Origin of the sequence: Pontibacter korlensis, assembly GCF_000973725.1 — a bacterium.
Classification (GTDB): domain Bacteria; phylum Bacteroidota; class Bacteroidia; order Cytophagales; family Hymenobacteraceae; genus Pontibacter; species Pontibacter korlensis.
This window is the reverse complement of sequence record NZ_CP009621.1, coordinates 3,357,621-3,374,235: the sequence shown is the minus strand read 5'-3', so window position 1 is coordinate 3,374,235 and position 16,615 is coordinate 3,357,621. Positions and strand designations below refer to the sequence as shown.

Annotated in this window: 10 protein-coding genes and 1 pseudogene; 5 read left to right on the top strand and 6 right to left on the bottom strand. The window is 47.2% G+C overall.

Annotation, left to right across the window (positions count from 1 at the left end):
- Nucleotides 1-16 precede the first annotated feature (16 nt).
- The 3 genes from PKOR_RS14405 to PKOR_RS14395 form a co-directional block, all read right to left on the bottom strand.
- The gene (locus tag PKOR_RS14405; RefSeq protein WP_046311633.1) at nucleotides 17-2,557 is read right to left on the bottom strand and encodes a PAS domain-containing sensor histidine kinase; all 2,541 of its coding nucleotides are present in this window, start codon (nucleotides 2,555-2,557) and stop codon (nucleotides 17-19) included.
- Between the two features lie 285 nt (nucleotides 2,558-2,842).
- Nucleotides 2,843-3,871 carry a synaptic vesicle VAT-1 family membrane protein gene (locus PKOR_RS14400; RefSeq protein WP_046311632.1) on the bottom strand — a complete coding sequence of 343 codons (1,029 nt, stop codon included), beginning with the start codon at nucleotides 3,869-3,871 and terminating at the stop codon, nucleotides 2,843-2,845.
- Nucleotides 3,872-3,968: 97 nt separating this feature from the next.
- A complete protein-coding gene (locus tag PKOR_RS14395; RefSeq protein WP_148561701.1) occupies nucleotides 3,969-4,385 on the bottom strand; it encodes a hypothetical protein in 417 nt (138 codons plus the stop codon).
- 406 nt (nucleotides 4,386-4,791) lie between these two features.
- Between PKOR_RS14395 and PKOR_RS24770 the strand changes: the two genes are divergently transcribed.
- Nucleotides 4,792-4,971, top strand: a complete 180-nt coding sequence (locus PKOR_RS24770) for a hypothetical protein (RefSeq protein ID WP_148561700.1) — start codon at nucleotides 4,792-4,794, stop codon at nucleotides 4,969-4,971.
- A 105-nt stretch (nucleotides 4,972-5,076) separates the two neighbouring features.
- Here the strand turns inward: PKOR_RS24770 and PKOR_RS14390 are convergent, their stop codons facing one another.
- The 3 genes and pseudogenes from PKOR_RS14390 to PKOR_RS25630 all read right to left on the bottom strand — a co-directional run.
- Nucleotides 5,077-6,267 (bottom strand): MFS transporter, encoded by a 1,191-nt coding sequence (locus tag PKOR_RS14390; protein ID WP_046311629.1) that lies wholly within the window; start codon nucleotides 6,265-6,267, stop codon nucleotides 5,077-5,079.
- Between the two features lie 312 nt (nucleotides 6,268-6,579).
- Nucleotides 6,580-6,831 carry a helix-turn-helix domain-containing protein gene (locus PKOR_RS25635; RefSeq protein WP_262501872.1) on the bottom strand — a complete coding sequence of 84 codons (252 nt, stop codon included), beginning with the start codon at nucleotides 6,829-6,831 and terminating at the stop codon, nucleotides 6,580-6,582.
- Nucleotides 6,832-6,870: 39 nt separating this feature from the next.
- Nucleotides 6,871-7,131, bottom strand: a pseudogene (locus PKOR_RS25630) (Crp/Fnr family transcriptional regulator); the annotation flags it as partial.
- Nucleotides 7,132-7,312: 181 nt separating this feature from the next.
- Between PKOR_RS25630 and PKOR_RS14380 the strand changes: the two are divergent.
- The 4 genes from PKOR_RS14380 to PKOR_RS14365 all read left to right on the top strand — a co-directional run bounded on the left by PKOR_RS14380 (nucleotide 7,313) and on the right by PKOR_RS14365 (nucleotide 16,539).
- Nucleotides 7,313-8,296 (top strand): ABC transporter ATP-binding protein, encoded by a 984-nt coding sequence (locus tag PKOR_RS14380; RefSeq protein ID WP_046311628.1) that lies wholly within the window; start codon nucleotides 7,313-7,315, stop codon nucleotides 8,294-8,296.
- 12 nt (nucleotides 8,297-8,308) lie between these two features.
- The gene (locus PKOR_RS14375) at nucleotides 8,309-10,123 is read left to right on the top strand and encodes an AMP-dependent synthetase/ligase (protein WP_046311627.1); all 1,815 of its coding nucleotides are present in this window, start codon (nucleotides 8,309-8,311) and stop codon (nucleotides 10,121-10,123) included.
- A 447-nt stretch (nucleotides 10,124-10,570) separates the two neighbouring features.
- A complete protein-coding gene (gene gltB, locus PKOR_RS14370; RefSeq protein ID WP_046311624.1) occupies nucleotides 10,571-15,082 on the top strand; it encodes a glutamate synthase large subunit in 4,512 nt (1,503 codons plus the stop codon).
- Complete coding sequence (locus tag PKOR_RS14365) at nucleotides 15,082-16,539, top strand: glutamate synthase subunit beta (protein WP_046311622.1); 1,458 nt, start codon at nucleotides 15,082-15,084, stop codon at nucleotides 16,537-16,539. The genes gltB and PKOR_RS14365 overlap by 1 nt, the downstream gene beginning before the upstream one ends.
- Nucleotides 16,540-16,615: the final 76 nt, after the last annotated feature.

Genomic DNA, 16,615 nt, shown 5'->3' with positions numbered 1-16,615 from the left:
ATGAAGTGATCGTGCTCTACTTTCTAAAGTATACACTGAAAGAAGTGCCTTTCCCTTCCTCGCTTTCCACCTCAATTTTGCCTCCTGCATTATCTACTATTCTTTTTACCATATAGAGTCCTACGCCAGATCCCTCCACATGATCGTGGAAGCGCCTGAACATTGAGAAGAGTTTACCCTGCTGGGCTGGTGACAAACCTAAGCCATTATCCTGTACCTTAAGTACAAAAAACTCACGTTCTTCATGGCAAGTAATTCTTACCACTGGCTTTCTATCCGGGTGACTGTACTTGATAGAGTTTGACAAGAGGTTGTAAATGATGCTGCGCAGGTTTTTTTCAGAAAAAGACTCCGTAATACAGCCTTTTACATCCGTCTCTATATGAACCTCAGATTTAGCAATCAGCTGCTCAAGGTCAAGCCTTACATCTGTTACTACCTCCTCTACATTTACCTTCTCTGCATTACTAAAACTATCCTGCTGCAGCTTTGATATCTCTGTCAGGCTGGCTATGGTTTTTTTGAAACGAGCTATGGCTCCCTTCATCATGCCTATCATGCTCTTTACTTCCTGCTGCTTTAAAGTTTCGTCAGGTAACTCAACCAGCAGCTCCTCCATAAGCATTTCTATGTTAGAGATAGGCGCTTTCAGATCATGGGAGGCAGTATAGATGAAGTTATCAAGATCGGTGTTTATATGGATAAGACGTTTGTTGGCGACACCAAGCTCAGCGTTGGCTTTAAGAAGCTCCTCGTTTGCTGTGGCTAATTTTTCCGCCATCATCTGGGCCTCTTTCTCCCTTTTTTCTAAGGTTATCCGAGCTTCTACCTGGTCTGTAACATCTGACACTAATGCAAAGAAACCAGCTACTTTTCCATCTCTTATATCCGGCACAAAATTAGTTCGTGTATGCCGCAGCCCCTGGTTATAGGGCATAGCAAGCTCATAAGTAAGCTGTTCACCGGCGAGCGCCCTTTTTATATACCCCTCTACTGTTTTATAGGCCTTCTCCCCTACAACCTCCACGGCAGTTTTATTCAAAACGTCCTCTACCTTTAGGTTAAACCACCCTTCGTAAGCGCGGTTTACAAAACGGTACCGTTCATCTTTGTCCAGGTAAGAAATCAGCACAGGCAGCGAATCCGTAACAAGCTGTAGCTGGCGGGCACTGGCCTCTATAGCTTTCCGTACTTCTACCTGGCTAGTAACTTCATGCGCATAAACCAGGATACCATCCACAGCACCTTCGCTGTTATAGCGGGCCTGGTAGGTAAAGGTCCAAAACATTTCCTCCAGAGGGCCATCCTCATGGCGTGCCAGCATCAGGTGTAACTCCTCTGCTATATAGGTCTCACCTGTTTGATACACATTATGAAGAAGGTCAGGAATGGTTGTTCCTTGTAACTCAGGCAGTGCCTCCATCAAAGGCTTCCCTAACAAGTCCCTTCCCGGAAATATTTGCTGATAGCCAGGGTTTACTAACTGGTAGGTAAGTTCAGGACCGTCCAAGATACAGATGGCTGCAGGAGCTTGCATAAAGATGCTTTCCAGCTGCTGCTTTTGATTCAGGACCTCTGCCTGTACAGTGCGCAACTCCTGTGTTCTGCTCTCTACACGCTCCTCCAATTCACGGTTAAGCTCCTGGAGCGCCTCTGCACTTTTCTCTACCTGCTTACGGGCTTCCACAAATTCCGTAACATCCAGCGCAAAGATCAGAACACCGTTCACCTTGCCGTCTGCATCAAAGAGTGCCTGGTAGATGAAGTTCCAGTAAATGTCTTCTACAGGCTGGCCTTCATACCTTGCTACCGGAATCAGAACTTCCTTACCCTCAAACGTTTCCCCTGTGTTATATACATTATTGATTATCTGGTAAACGGGTGAAGTTATTAGCTCAGGTAGTGCTTCAAACAGTGGTAAGCCTAGCATCTCCCGACCTGGAAAGAGCTGTTGGTATGAGCTGTTCAGCACATTATAAACCAGATCTGGTCCCTCTAGCATAGCAAAGGCCGCTGGAGCCTGATCTAACAATCGCTCTAACCTTAAACGCTGCTGTTCTGCCTGAGCCAGAGCGACTTTTTCCCTCTCCTGGCTTTCTTTTAGCTCAAGCCTGGCCTTTACCTCATCTGTAACATTGGCGGTCTCATGTATAATACAAATTATTTCCCCCTGCTCGTTTAGAACAGGTGTATTTACAGTAGTCCAGAAACGTTCGATAAAGCTTCCCTGATTATTTGGGTCAGGAATGTCGTATTGAAAAATATCCATTCTATGAGACTTTCTGGTAGCAAAGACCTGATCAAAGGAAGCTTTCAAATTTGTGGTGGATGCTACAGATGCATCAGGATTATCAGGAAATACTTCAAACAGGTTCCGGCCAATGATCTCTTCCCGCTTCATAAAAGTTTCCAGCAAATAATTGTCCGTAGCACCTTGAATTACAAGGTCCGGGGAAAGTAACACTACTAATGCAGACTGTGCCTCAAAAATCTTCTGAAAAGGCAAAGTCTGAATACTAATTCCTTCCTGTGAGCTAGAAAGCGAGTTCGTCGACATGAATGGGGCTAATGTAGGATAGATTGATTACGATTTAACACGAACATAGTTATAAATACTATCTAAACCGCAACTGTTAGAAACTAGTGCTGCCAGTGATGGCACCATAAAGGTGTAGAGTAGCAACCTAACTTATAGTCCTCCAAGTGTTTTGCCGAAGTAGTTATACCCTGTAGCCAGCATACCTTAACAACCCCTTAATCTTGAATCAGTAGTTATATTTGTTTATCGTGATGCACATGCTAGCAAACTACCGACCAGCACCTACTAATCGACATTAGAGTTTTAGTCCCCAACCCTTAGGACTACTTTTCCTACAGTTTTACCCTGCTGAAAAAGACGAATAGCATCATGCATGGCTTCAAACGCAAACACATGTCCAATATGCTGCGGCTTAAGGTCCAGCGACTGTAACTCTCCAAGAAGCTGGTGCATCATATCTGTTTGCTCATAAAGATAAATAAGGTTAAAGCCCATTAGTGACTTGTTTTCGGTGGGCAAACGTAAGGGGTCAATCTTGGGTCGCCGCAGGAACTTCCATATGAGCCTCGGGTAGTTTGGGCTAGAGCCATGGCTAGTGAAGCTGGCATTACCATACACCACCATACGGCCCATGGGAGCCATTGCCTGCCAACCTTGCTTCAGGATTTTACCTCCTATACACTCCATGATCAGGTGCAGTGGGCGCTCTCCTAAAGTAACCTTAAGTTTATCATAGAAGTTTCCGTCACGAAGTATGACAGCATTGTACGCCTCTTCATTAAGCAGGAATTCTAGTTTGTCAGCCCGCCCGACACTACCTATGGTGTAGGCTCCATACTTTTTACAGATACGGTTGGCCAGTATGCCCACACCACCGGCAGCACTGTGTATGAGCACTGTCATTCCTTTCTTCAGGTTTCCCAGCTCTTTAAGCGCATAGTAGGCTGTCAAGCCCTGAACCAGAAAACCCGCTCCTTCCTCAAAGCTCCAACTGCCTGGGAGCGGAATTACGTAACGGTGGTTGATGTTCAGGTGCGAAGCATAGCCTCCAAACTTTGTTGCGCCCATCACCCTGTCTCCTACTTTCCATTCCTCCACCCTCTCTCCAACTGCTATAACCTCACCTGAAAATTCTAGTCCCGGGATAAAAGGTCCTTTTGGGGTGGCACTGTAAAGGCCTTGTATAGCAAAGATGTCAGCAAAGTTTAACCCTATCGCCTTTACTTGTACGCATACTTCGTCTGCCCCAGGATGGCTTAGGGTTTCTGTCTGTAGTTTCAGGTTTTTGATAGAACCCGCTTTAGGTATGCGGTACACCCGTCGCTCTAACATACGTTTTGATAAAGGTAAGTTCGTGACTAACTGGTAAACAGAAGGCTCAACGTAGCATTGAAGTGTAAGTTTCTCCCCCTTCAATCTGCCGCAAAAACTAGCTTCCTGATAATAGCCAGTCTTCTGCGCTTTGCTGATCCAGAAAGTTTTCCATAATGATCTTACCGTAGAAGATGTTTTCTGCTTTACTGCGTACCCCTTCGGCAACAGCCTGTAGAAATACATCTTCCGGCACCAATACAGCTATCTTTTTCAGCTCCGTCTCTGCGAGCAACGGGCCAAGTACTTCTAATGTCCAAGCCTGATCGCTTAGATCAGGTGCCGTAAACTTTGAGGCATTGTAGAGCCAGTATTCGATATGATTTTTGCTTATAAGATCAGCTACCTGCAGCATACCCCCTCTGTAAGCCTCGCTTTCGGTTTGGCTACGCCACCCTGAAAAAATCGTGCGACGGGCAAGATCAAGATGGTAAGATAAAGTTGTTTCGGAAGGCAGCATATATTGGTATATCATGATATAAGTAATATACAAATTATTCCGATCATGTAAAGCAAAAAGTGCGGCCCTATACTTTACCAAAGTATAGGGCCGCACTTTTCGAAAATTATCTGGACCTGTATAGTAACTAAGGCACAGAACCAAAGGAGCCAACTTTTTTACGAGTAAATGCCAAAGAAAGCCCTCGCACTCATATCTTTGGCAGTATAAGCGTATGTGCAATTTTATCAGGCTCTTAAACGTAAGCTAACAGAAAGGGAAGGAGAAAGCCCTGGCACTAGACACTTTGATGATGTCGCCCCCAAGCAAGCCCTTCCCTTTCTCTTCATCTTAAAAGCCTGGACAGTACCCCATCCGCAGGCATGAGTGAGTGTAGGCCCGGAAGATGAATGTTTTTTGTCCACTTAAGCCCCTTTCAGCTATGAAGAATTTACTCTGTCAGAACCTGGGCGTCGATGTGGGCAAAGACGCCCTGGATGTGGTGCGACATCCTTTCACTTTTGCTGGGTTCGATCTTACCCTATGTTCTACCGCCTGCACTTGCCGGCTGTTACCTTTGCTGCAGCAAACATGCCCTGCACCGGGATGTGAACGCAGCTAGAAATATAAGAAAGAAGGCGGTCGGGCAGACCGTTTCAGCTTGGGAGATATACGGTCGCAGTAGCCAGGTAGCCCAGGAATCCAACCTGCTTTAGCGGTGGGAATGTCAAACTAGTTCCTCCTGATACACATCCTGCACCACCTGCTGGCTTTGTGCACTTTGCCTTTTCATGAGCATGACAGCAAAAGTGGCTCCTACTGTAGCCATTAGTGCACCTACCAATTCAGGAGAAGTATACCCGTAGCCCATAGCAATAGGCAGACCGCCAAAGAATGCACCTAAGGCATTACCTATGTTAAAGGCTGCCTGCGTGGTGGCTGCCCCAAGCATTTCAGCTCCCTTAGCAGTCTTAATCATCAGGATCTGTATAGGAGCTGCAATAGCCAGTGAAAGTCCACCCGCTACAAAGGTCATAACCAGTGAAACGGCTTTGCTCTCAGAGCCAAAGAAGATGATAAGCAGCGCACTTGCCATACACAGCAGCAGTAAGAGGCAAGCTTTTACAGGCTTCACCCTGTCAGCTAACCTGCCCCCTACAAAGTTACCCACCACCATGCCAAAACCAGCTAGTATTAGGATGTACGGCACCATGTCGGGTGCAAAGCCAGAAACCTCAGTCATCAGAGGAGCAATGTAACTGATCCAGGCAAAAAGACCACCTGTACCGATAGCTGTAATTAACAGGATCAGCCATGCTTCACGGCTCTTAAAGAAACCCAGCTCTGAGCGTACATTTCCCTGCTTAGTAGCAGAAAGAGCCGGCAGCCATAGTTGAATCAGTAGCAGCGTAGCTAAGCCAATCAGGGTTATCAGGATAAAGGTATAGCGCCAGGAGTAGTGGTGGCCGATGTAGGTACCGAGCGGCACCGTAAGCAAGTTGGCAATGGTAAGACCGGCAAACATGAAGGAAATGGCCTGAGCCTCTTTGCCTTTTTCGGCCAACCGACTGGCTACCACAGAACCTACCCCGAAAAACGCCCCATGCGGCAGACCGGCCATCAGGCGAGCAAAGAGCAGTGTCATGCTGCTAGGCGCGAAGGCCGAGAAGGCGTTAAAGAGGGTGAACACCACCATCAGGGTCCAAAGAATTTTCTTTGGCGCAAAGCTACGGCTGGCCACTACCAGTAAAGGAGCACCAATCACCACACCCAGCGCATAAGCTGAAATCATGTGCCCCGCCTCCGGGATACTGATATTGAAATCAGCAGCAACGTCAGGCAGTAGCCCCATCATTACAAACTCCGTTGTTCCTATTCCTAAGCCGCCTAAGGCCAGCGGCAATAAATTCTTTTTCAATCTTTATCTATTTTAATTCTTGTAATTCAATGGTTTCTCCTATTGCTTATTGGTAAGGGGCTTCGATGTAAGCTTACATTTTGGCTGCGAGTATAACAGCTTTAGTTTGAAAAGCTCTGTTCTTTCCGGTTTCTCTTGTGTTAAATAATTTTCAAGAACCTCAAAAGCTTCATAATTCTTTTACTAAAAGCATGTACCAACACTAACCGATTTGTTATCGAAAGAACAGCAACAGTTCAAGTAGCAAAGCTGTTCATATTATTTTCAGGAAGTGACGTTCTTTATAGCTCAGCAGCTCTCAAAGAATTGATTTCAAATACAAAATGCTTTTGATTCATCCGTAGAAGAAGGTAGTACAGTAAACCGAAAGCCCCAGCCAAGTATCCTTTTATACTTGGTTGGGGCTTTCAAATAATCAGCGTTAAATGGATGGTTTAATTTCTTACCTTCCGTAATCTTGCTGCCCTGGCTCTTAATCAGGTTTCCGTCTTTGAAATCAGCCAGGGTTCGGATAACTGTTTCTTTAGAGGCACCCACTATACTTGCAAGGTCTTCCCGCGAAATAGTTACCTGCGCTCCAGAATGCAGAGACTTAGGGGCATACTACTTCTCAACGAATAGCAGCGCATCTGCTACTCTCTTTCTTACCGAGTTGTAAGCCAATTTTGAAAGTCTCTCCTCTCTTTCAGCCAGGTTATCAGATAAAATCTTGATGAACTGATTGGCTACTAAACAGTTGTTGTGAAGCAGCAGGAAGAAATCTTCTTTCGAGATAATGTAAACCTCTGCATCTTCCATTACCACGGCAGATTCGCGGTAAGTGTTTTCCTCTATAAGGTCCAGGTAGCCGATGAAATCGCCATCTTTAAAATGTTTTCCAGTACCTTTGTATTCGGTTCTGAAGCTTGCTTATAGCAGGTATACCTTAATATTGAAAACCATCGGCTGTCGTACTTAACACTGTAACTGCAAAAGCTATCAAGCTTTATCGAGGGCGCAGAACCTGTTTAAAAGCAATCCATATTTTATTGCCTTATCTGAATTAATGAGCTTTTTAGAAGTAGCTGGCATCTGTGTTGAGGAAGCAGGCAAATCCGTACTGAACGACATCAGTTTCACCCAGCAGGAGTTTCAAAATATCGCTATCACTGGAGAGACAGGCTCCGGCAAAAGCACTCTGTTAAAAACCATTGCAGGGCTAGTGCAGCCAACAGCAGGCCAGGTTCGTTTCGAAAACAGAAGAGTAATTGGCCCAGTAGACAAGCTCGTGCCGGGCCACCCGGGTATAACTTACCTGTCACAGCACTTCGAGCTGCCACATTCTCTTAGGGTAGAGCAGGTACTAAGGTATGCCAACACCCTGACAGACGAAGGGGCTGATATGCTGTATGATATTTGCCGCGTAACACATCTGTTGCCAAGAAAAACAAACCAACTATCTGGTGGCGAAAGGCAGCGAATTGCGATGGCCCGCCTGCTAAGTACCTCCCCTAAGCTCCTGCTGCTGGATGAGCCTTTTTCAAACCTTGATACAGCTCATAAGGATGTTTTGAAGTCAGTGATCCGGGATATTGGCGAGGAGCTGGATATAACCTGTACCCTTATCTCCCATGATCCGCACGATACCTTATCCTGGGCAGATGAAATTCTGGTGCTTAAGGCAGGCCAGCTAGTACAGGTCGGAACGCCAGAGCAGGTGTACCGACATCCGGTCGATGAGTATACTGCAGCCCTTTTTGGAAGCTACAACCGCCTGAGCAGTGTTAGTACCCGCAATTTCTCACAGCTTCTTGGCTTGAATCCGGATGGCAAAAACATTCTAGTGCGGCCAGAGCGCCTAAAATTGGTAGCGGACGGAAACAAGGCACTTTCTGGCGTAGTAAATAGTACTGGCTTTTTTGGAAGCTTTTATGAAGTTGAAGTACAGCTACAGGATGATGTAGTGAAAATAAGAACCACAGAGCGTCACTATCAGAAGGGCGATAAGGTACACGTCTCGCTGTCGCCGGAGGATGTGTGGTTTGTTTAAGTAGAGATACTAATGCAAAATCAGATTACCGTGCAGGTAAATAAGCCGAAACGCTTATTCGACTGCCTTACCTATCAATTGGCTGCTTTTCCGTTGGAAGACATGCTCTGCTCTAAAGAAGACGGAGCATGGAAAAAGTATAGCACACAGGAGGTTTACGATAAGGTAAATCAAATCAGTGCAGCCTTACTTAAGCTAGGCTTTACAAGAGGCGATGGCACAACAGAAGGCAGAGACAAAATCGCCATTATCAGCCACAACTGCCCTGAGTGGATGATGGTAGACCTGGCCATCCAGCAGATTGGAGCAGTGTCGGTACCAGTTTACCCAAACATCAACAACAACGAGCTTCAGTTTATACTTCAGGATGCCCGTGTAAAAATGGTGTTCGTAGGCGATGAGGCACTTTATCAAAAAATCAACAGTATCCAGAGCAAGTTACCAGCCTTAGAAGCAGTATTTACTTTTAAACCAGTACCAGACGCCCGCTCCTGGACTGATCTGCTTGCAGCTGTTGACTCTGAAACTGAACAACAGGTAAAGCAGTGCCGTGAACTGGTTCAGGAATCTGACCTAGCCACTATACTTTATACTTCCGGCACTACCGGTACGCCTAAAGGTGTAATGCTGTCTCATTATAACATCATCAGCAATGTATTCAGCAGCTCACTTATAATTGAAGAGATTGGTGTGCGGGGGAAAAGAGCCATAAGCTTTCTGCCACTTAACCACGCGTTTGAGCGCATGGCTACTTACTGCTTTTTATACTGCGGAGTGTCGATATACTATGCCGAAAGCATGGATAAGATTGGTGAGAACCTGCGTGAGGTAAAGCCGACACTCTTCACGACAGTACCGCGCTTGCTGGAGAAAGTGTACGAGGGCATCATGGCCAAAGGCTCAGAATTAACCGGCATCAAAAGAAAACTGTTTTACTGGGCTCTTGGCTTAGCCGAGCAATTCGAGATAAACAAGCCGCTCAGCACCAGCTACAAATTACAGCTGGCTCTAGCCAATAAGTTAATTTTCAGTAAATGGCGTGAGGCGCTAGGAGGCGAAGTTAAATCTATCATAACCGGAGCCGCTGCCTGTCAGGTGCGCTTGCTGAAAGTATTTACGGCCGCCCAGCTTGTGATTCAGGAAGGCTATGGCTTAACCGAGGCCTCCCCTATTATCAGTGGCAACCGCTACAGCGAAAAGAACAGGATGTTTGGCACTGTAGGTCCGCTGCTCAAGGATGTAGAGGTAAAGATTGCCGAAGACGGCGAAATACTTTGTAAAGGCCCGAATGTGATGATGGGCTATTATAAACGACCAGATCTTACGGCGGAGGTAATAAAAGATGGCTGGCTGCATACCGGCGACATTGGCGCTATGATAGAGGGTAAATTCCTGAAAATTACAGACCGCAAGAAAGAGCTCTTTAAGACTAGCGGCGGTAAGTACGTAGCCCCACAGCCTATAGAAAACCGCATGGTTGAGAGCGGTTGGATAGAGCAGATTATGGTGGTGGGTGAGCTGCAAAAGTTTGTTGGCGCCCTGATTGTACCGGCCTTCCATATGCTTAAAGACTGGTATGCTGCACAGGGATTGCCCTACCCAGGCGACCATGCAGTGGTAGCAGACAAGCAGGTTCGTGCCCTTGTAAAAGAGGCGGTAAACCACTACAACCAATTCTTTAACCCTGTCGAGCAGGTCAAGCAGTTTGTACTGATGCCACATAGTTGGACAATTGGAGGTGGCGAGCTAACCCCAACACTCAAGCTAAAGCGTAAAGTTATTGCCGAAAAGTATGCAGACTTGATTGGCTCTATGTATCCAAATTAGCCGTCTTCAAAAGGTTTCTTTCTGCACTTTAGCAAAAATGCCCTACCAGATACTTTTGGTAGGGCATTTTTGCTTTCTATAACCAAGTATGATGCATCTCATCTGAAAGGCTCATACACGAACAGTCTAACAAGCACAAGCCGTAGTTGCTACAGTACTTCTTGCCAAAAATTCATACCCTGAAATAAAAGCAAATCAGCAGCAGAAGCAGTAACACCAGTAAAAAAGTTAAGCAACCTTATTTTATTATAATGTTAAGCACAACCTTCTAAAATAACTCATTTTTAACAAATCTTAAATTTACGAATGCTGTATTGCCAAATTAACAGTTTTTTGATTAAAAAATAACCACTGTTTTAAATTTACATTTGCTTTTAAGAAGAACATGTGGTAATTTAAAAATTCGCCAACTCGAAAGAGTTATGTATTACCATTAGTTTCCTCTACATGACCCAGCATAATTCCCCAATTAAAGGACTGTATAGATCCGAGTTTGAACATGATGCCTGTGGTGTTGGATGCGTTGTGAATTTGAACGGCAGAAAATCTCATAGTGTCGTTAAAGATGCGCTAACCATGCTCACAAACATGGAGCACCGGGGCGCTACAGGCAGTGATCCGGAAACCGGAGACGGAGCAGGCATTTTAGTGCAGCTCCCCCACAGTTTCCTAAAAAAGCAACTAAGCGATTTCGCCATCAAACTACCACAAGAAGGTAGCTATGGCGTTGGCATGGTTTTCTTTCCTACAGTTTATGAGGTAAGGGATAAGTGTAGGCAAGCTATAAACAAGTGCATACAGAGAATGGGGTTTACGCTGCTTGGTTATCGCCTGGTACCTGTAAACGGACGTGTGCCTGGGCATGAGTCCAAGGCAGTGGAGCCATATATAGAGCAGGTATTTGTACGTCCCACCGATGAATGTATAAAAGGAGACGAATTAGAGCGCAAGTTGTTTGTTCTCCGTAGCCTGATCACACACGAAATCAACCAAACTGTTCGCGGCGAGAACGGCACTTTTTATATTGCCAGCTTCTCTTCCCGCACCATTATTTATAAGGGACAGCTGAAAACTGACCAAGTAGAAAAATATTACCACGACCTTCGCCACCCGGAGTTTAAGTCGGCTCTGGCTGTGGTACACTCCCGCTTCTCAACCAATACCTTCCCTAACTGGAAACTGGCCCAACCGTTCCGCTTCATTGCGCATAATGGCGAGATTAACACCATACGTGGAAACGTGAACAAGATGAAATCGAAGGAGGCACTCATGTACTCTCCTCTCTTCACAGAAGAAGAAATGAAGTGGCTTCTACCTATCACAAATCCTGCTAACTCGGATTCTGCCAACCTCGATGCGATGGTGGAACTCCTTACGCTGGCCGGCAGGCCTCTCCCCCACGTTATGATGATGCTGGTACCGGAGGCATGGCAGGACAACCGCTTCATGGACACCTATAAAAAGGCTTTCTATAAATACCATGCTGCCCTGATTGAGCCGTGGGACGGACCTGCCGCTCTATTCTTCACTAACGGTAAACAAATTGGCGCTACCCTGGATCGTAACGGTTTGCGTCCTGTGCGTTTCTGCATAACCAAGCAGGGCAAACTCGTAATGGCTTCTGAAGCAGGTGCATTGCCTGTTAACCCGAAAGACGTTGTGCGCCGCGGCAGATTACAGCCGGGCAAAATGCTGTTGGCTGACCTGGAGCAGCACAGGATATACGAGGATGAGGAAATCAAGCAGATGGTATGCAACGATAAGCCATACCTGGAGTGGATTCAGCAGAACCGTATTAAGCTGCACCAGCGCCCTGAACCGCAGATACGCTTAAATGCTGTTTCGCCGGAGAAATTAAGGCTGAAACAGAAAGCCTATGGCTATACTTCTGAGGACCTGAAACTGATCATTCAGCCCATGGCTACCACTGGCAAGGAGCCGCTGGGAAGTATGGGATCGGATACTCCTTTGGCTGTACTTTCGCGCCAAAGCCAGCACGTAGCCAACTACTTTAAGCAGCACTTTGCGCAGGTAAGTAACCCACCTATAGACCCTATACGTGAGCGCTTGGTGATGTCGCTCTTTACGCGCTTAGGCGAATCGCTAAACGTGTTGGACGAAACACCAGCTCATACCCGACAGATACATATTTCGCACCCAGTGCTCAGCCACGGTGATTTTAACAAGATCATCAACCTGAAATCGGAAGGGTTTGAGCATCATGTCATCAATGCCACTTTCTCTACTACCCAAAAAGGTTCGCTACAAAAAGCGCTGGATGAAATTTGCGCTGAGGCTGAAGCTGCAGTAGGAGAAGGCAAGAAAATACTCATCATCTCTAACCGTGCTATCGAACCTACCCGTGCGGCCATACCTTCTTTGCTGGCTGTGGGGGCTATCCATCACCACCTGGTAGAAAAGCGCATCAGAACCAAAACAGGTCTTGTAGTTGAGGCTGGTGATGCCTGGGAAACGCATCATTTTGCTACAATAATTGGCTACGGAGCCAGCTGTGTATATCCATACATGGTCTACGATACTATTCAGCACCTGCTGGAACAGCAAAAGCTGGACGTATCGCAAAAGTTTGAGTTTGAGCACTATGCTGAAAAGTATATACAGGCAGTTGGAAATGGTCTGCTTAAGATACTTTCCAAAATGGGTATCAGCACGCTACAGTCTTACCAGAGTGCGCAGATTTTTGAGTGCCTTGGCTTTGGGCAGGAGGTAATTCAGAAGTGCTTCAAGGGAACCGTAAGCCGTCTGGAGGGCCTGAACTTTGAGGATCTGGAGCAGGAGGCTCTTGTAAAGCATCAGTCGGCTTATCTTGATGAACAGCAGTTGCTGGAGACTGGTGGCTTCTTCCAATGGAAAAGACGCGGCGAGGAGCACCTGCTGCGGCCAGAAGTAATTCATTTGCTGCAGAAGTCTACCAAGCTAAACGACTACCGCCTGTACAAAGAGTACGCAAAGCTTCTGCGGGAGCATCAGCAAAAGGCAATCACACTGCGCCACCTGTTTGAATTCAGAAAGCGTCAGTCCGTGCCTTTGGATGAAGTAGAACCTGTAGAAAGTATACTGAAGCGCTTTGCTACTGGTGCCATGTCCTTTGGTTCTCTGTCGCATGAGGCACACAGCACCCTGGCCGTTGCCATGAACCGCATTGGCGGCAAGAGCAACAGCGGCGAAGGCGGCGAAGATGAGGCACGCTACATTATTAATGAAAACGGAGATTCTGAACGCTCTGCCATCAAGCAGGTAGCATCGGGACGCTTCGGCGTAACCAGTCATTACCTGGCTAATGCTGATGAAATACAGATAAAGATTGCCCAGGGAGCTAAGCCTGGTGAAGGTGGTCAGCTGCCAGGCCATAAGGTAGACCATTGGATAGCCCGCGTGCGGCACTCTACCCCTGGTGTAGGCTTAATCTCACCTCCCCCGCACCATGATATCTACTCTATCGAGGACCTTAAGCAGCTTATCTACGACCTGAAGAATGCCAATCCTAATGCCCGCATCAATGTGAAGCTGGTAGCTGAGGCTGGTGTAGGTACCATTGCGGCAGGTGTTGCAAAAGCAAAAGCCGATGCCATCATGATTTCTGGTGCCGACGGTGGTACAGGAGCCAGTCCGCTGAGCTCTATCCGCCACACAGGCCTACCTTGGGAAATGGGCCTGGCTGAGGCACACCAGACGCTGGTAAAAAATAACCTGCGCAGCCGTGTTGTACTGCAGACCGATGGTAAGCTGATGACCGGCTACGACCTGGCGGTCGCCACTTTACTTGGCGCGGAAGAGTATGGCGTAGCCACAGCAGCCCTAATAGCCGAAGGTTGTATTATGATGCGCAAGTGCCATCTCAACACCTGCCCGGTAGGCATTGCCACCCAAAACCCGGAACTAAGACGGTTATTTACCGGTGAGCCAGAGCACGTGGTAAACCTGTTCCGCTTTATGGCCCAGGAACTGCGCGAAATTATGGCTACACTCGGCTTTAGAAGTATAAATGAGATGGTTGGGCAACCGCAGGTACTGAAAGTACGCAACGACCTGGACCACTGGAAGCTCAAGAACCTTACTTTCGATCCTATCCTGCACCAGGAGGTGGCCCCTAACAATGTGGGTATCTACCACCAGATACACCAGGAGCATGATATACAGGAGATCCTGGACAGAAAGCTGATTGCTGATTTCTACAACGGCAAAAAAGAAGGATTGCAGTACCGCATCATTAACGTAGACCGCTCTGTTGGTGCAATGTTGTCTTATGAGGTCTCTACCAAGTATGGCAAAGCCGGTTTACCTGAAGATAGCTTTTACGCCACCTTCCATGGCTCTGCCGGGCAGACCTTCGGCGGTTTCCTTGCCCCTGGTCTTACCTTCCATCTGGTAGGCGAAGCAAACGACTACCTGGGCAAAGGTCTCTCTGGCGGAAAACTGATTCTGCAGCCTTTTGAAGGTACAACCTATGTAGCACATGAGCACATTATTACCGGTAACGTGGCTCTGTATGGCGCTACCTCGGGTACTGCCTACATTAATGGTATGGCTGGTGAGCGCTTCTGTGTGCGCAATTCGGGTGCAGAGGCAGTAGTAGAAGGCATTGGCGACCATGGTTGTGAGTACATGACAGGTGGCAAAGTATTGGTGCTGGGCTCTGTAGGTAAAAACTTTGCCGCTGGTATGAGCGGTGGTATGGCTTTCATCTACGATCCTACCAACGCCTTCCCGGAACAATGTAACCTGGACATGGTGAACCTGGAGCAGCCGGATACAGCTGACTTGGCCTGGATTGAGCAAAAGCTGAGAGAACACGCAACCTATACCGGCAGTGTACAGGCTAAGGAGCTATTGAAAGGATGGCACGCACACCAGAAGTTCTTCCAGAAAGTAATGCCGCACGACCTGAAGAAGGCCCTGCAACAACAAGAAAGTGAAACGCTTAAAGTAATAGCCTGATGGGAAAAGCAGACGGATTTTTGAAATTTAGCCGCGAGCTGCCAGCAGCACGCGCTCCCAAAGAAAGAATAAACGACTCTAACGAGATCTATACTTCCTTCCCGGAGGAAAAAACAAAAATGCAGGCCGCCCGCTGTATGGACTGTGGTGTACCTTTTTGCCACAACGGCTGCCCTCTGGGTAACCTGATACCAGACTTCAATGATGCGGTGTATGAGGGAGAGTGGGAACGTGCCGCACAGATTCTGTACAGCACGAACAACTTTCCTGAGTTTACAGGCCGCATCTGCCCTGCCCCTTGCGAGTCCAGCTGTGTACTGTCAATCAATAAGCCAGCAGTAGCTATTGAGCATATTGAAAAAGCCATTGCGGAGAAATCTTTTGAGCTGGGGCTGGTAAAACCACAGCCTCCTGTGCGTCGAACTGGTAAAAAAGTAGCTGTTGTAGGTTCGGGCCCCGCAGGCCTAGCAGCCGCTGCACAGCTAAACCAGGCGGGCCATGAGGTACATGTGTATGATAAAGACGATAAAGCCGGCGGCTTGCTGCGTTATGGTATACCCGACTTTAAGCTGGAGAAATGGACCATTGACCGCAGGCTAGCCATCCTGGAAGCAGAAGGCATCCACTTTCATTTAGGTGTCGAGATCGGCAAGGATGTAACGCTTAAGAAGCTGCACCGCAAGCACGATGCTGTTCTGATGGCTATAGGCTCAAGCAAGCCTCGGGTATTGGATATTCCTGGCAATCACCTGAAGGGTATTCATTTTGCCATGGACTACCTCACACTGCACAACCGTAGAGTAGCCGGAGAAGAGATACCAGTAGAACAAGATATTCACGCCAAGGATAAGCATGTGCTGGTGATTGGCGGCGGCGACACAGGCTCTGATTGCGTGGGCACAGCTAACAGGCATTTTGCCAAATCTGTCACGCAGCTACAGTACCGCCAAATGCCTTCTTCGGTACGTACACCAGAAAACCCGTGGCCAGAGTGGCCTATGACTCTCACAGCATCTTCCTCGCACGAAGAGGGCTGTGAGCGCAGCTGGGGTTGGCTAACAAAGGAATTCATAGCCGATGAAAATGGCTTTGTGAAAGGCCTAAAGGTAGTGGAATTAGAGTGGAAGAACAGCCGCGAGTATGCCGAAAAGCCTGATAGCGAAAAGATACTTCCATGCGATCTTGCCTTTATCGCTATTGGTTATGAGCGTCCAATGCACGATGCATTCAAGGCAAGCTTTGAGTTTGAGACCGACCAACGCGGCAACTTTAAGGTAGAGGATTGGCAAACTAATATACCCGGTATTTTTGCCGCTGGTGATGCCTATCGCGGGCAGTCGCTGGTAGTCTGGGCTATCTCCGACGGACGTGAAGCTGCCCGTGCCATAGATACTTATCTGATGGGTAAGTCAGATCTACCTTCAAAAGAAGTATCCAAACTGATGCTGGAGATGTAGTACTTGCTACATTAAACAGCATAGAGGCTGTCCGGAAAGGGCAGCCTCTTTTGGTTTATCCGGTTGATTTTGTTTT

Bases quoted from the DNA above. Each gene is read 5' to 3' on its own strand.
- PKOR_RS14405 (WP_046311633.1), bottom strand. From the start codon at position 2,557: ATGTCGACGAACTCGCTTTCTAGCTCACAGGAAGGAATTAGTATTCAG.
- PKOR_RS14400 (WP_046311632.1), bottom strand. From the start codon at position 3,871: ATGTTAGAGCGACGGGTGTACCGCATACCTAAAGCGGGTTCTATCAAA.
- PKOR_RS14395 (WP_148561701.1), bottom strand. From the start codon at position 4,385: ATGATATACCAATATATGCTGCCTTCCGAAACAACTTTATCTTACCAT.
- PKOR_RS24770 (WP_148561700.1), top strand. From the start codon at position 4,792: ATGAAGAATTTACTCTGTCAGAACCTGGGCGTCGATGTGGGCAAAGAC.
- PKOR_RS14380 (WP_046311628.1), top strand. From the start codon at position 7,313: ATGAGCTTTTTAGAAGTAGCTGGCATCTGTGTTGAGGAAGCAGGCAAA.
- PKOR_RS14375 (WP_046311627.1), top strand. From the start codon at position 8,309: ATGCAAAATCAGATTACCGTGCAGGTAAATAAGCCGAAACGCTTATTC.
- gltB (WP_046311624.1), top strand. From the start codon at position 10,571: ATGACCCAGCATAATTCCCCAATTAAAGGACTGTATAGATCCGAGTTT.
- PKOR_RS14365 (WP_046311622.1), top strand. From the start codon at position 15,082: ATGGGAAAAGCAGACGGATTTTTGAAATTTAGCCGCGAGCTGCCAGCA.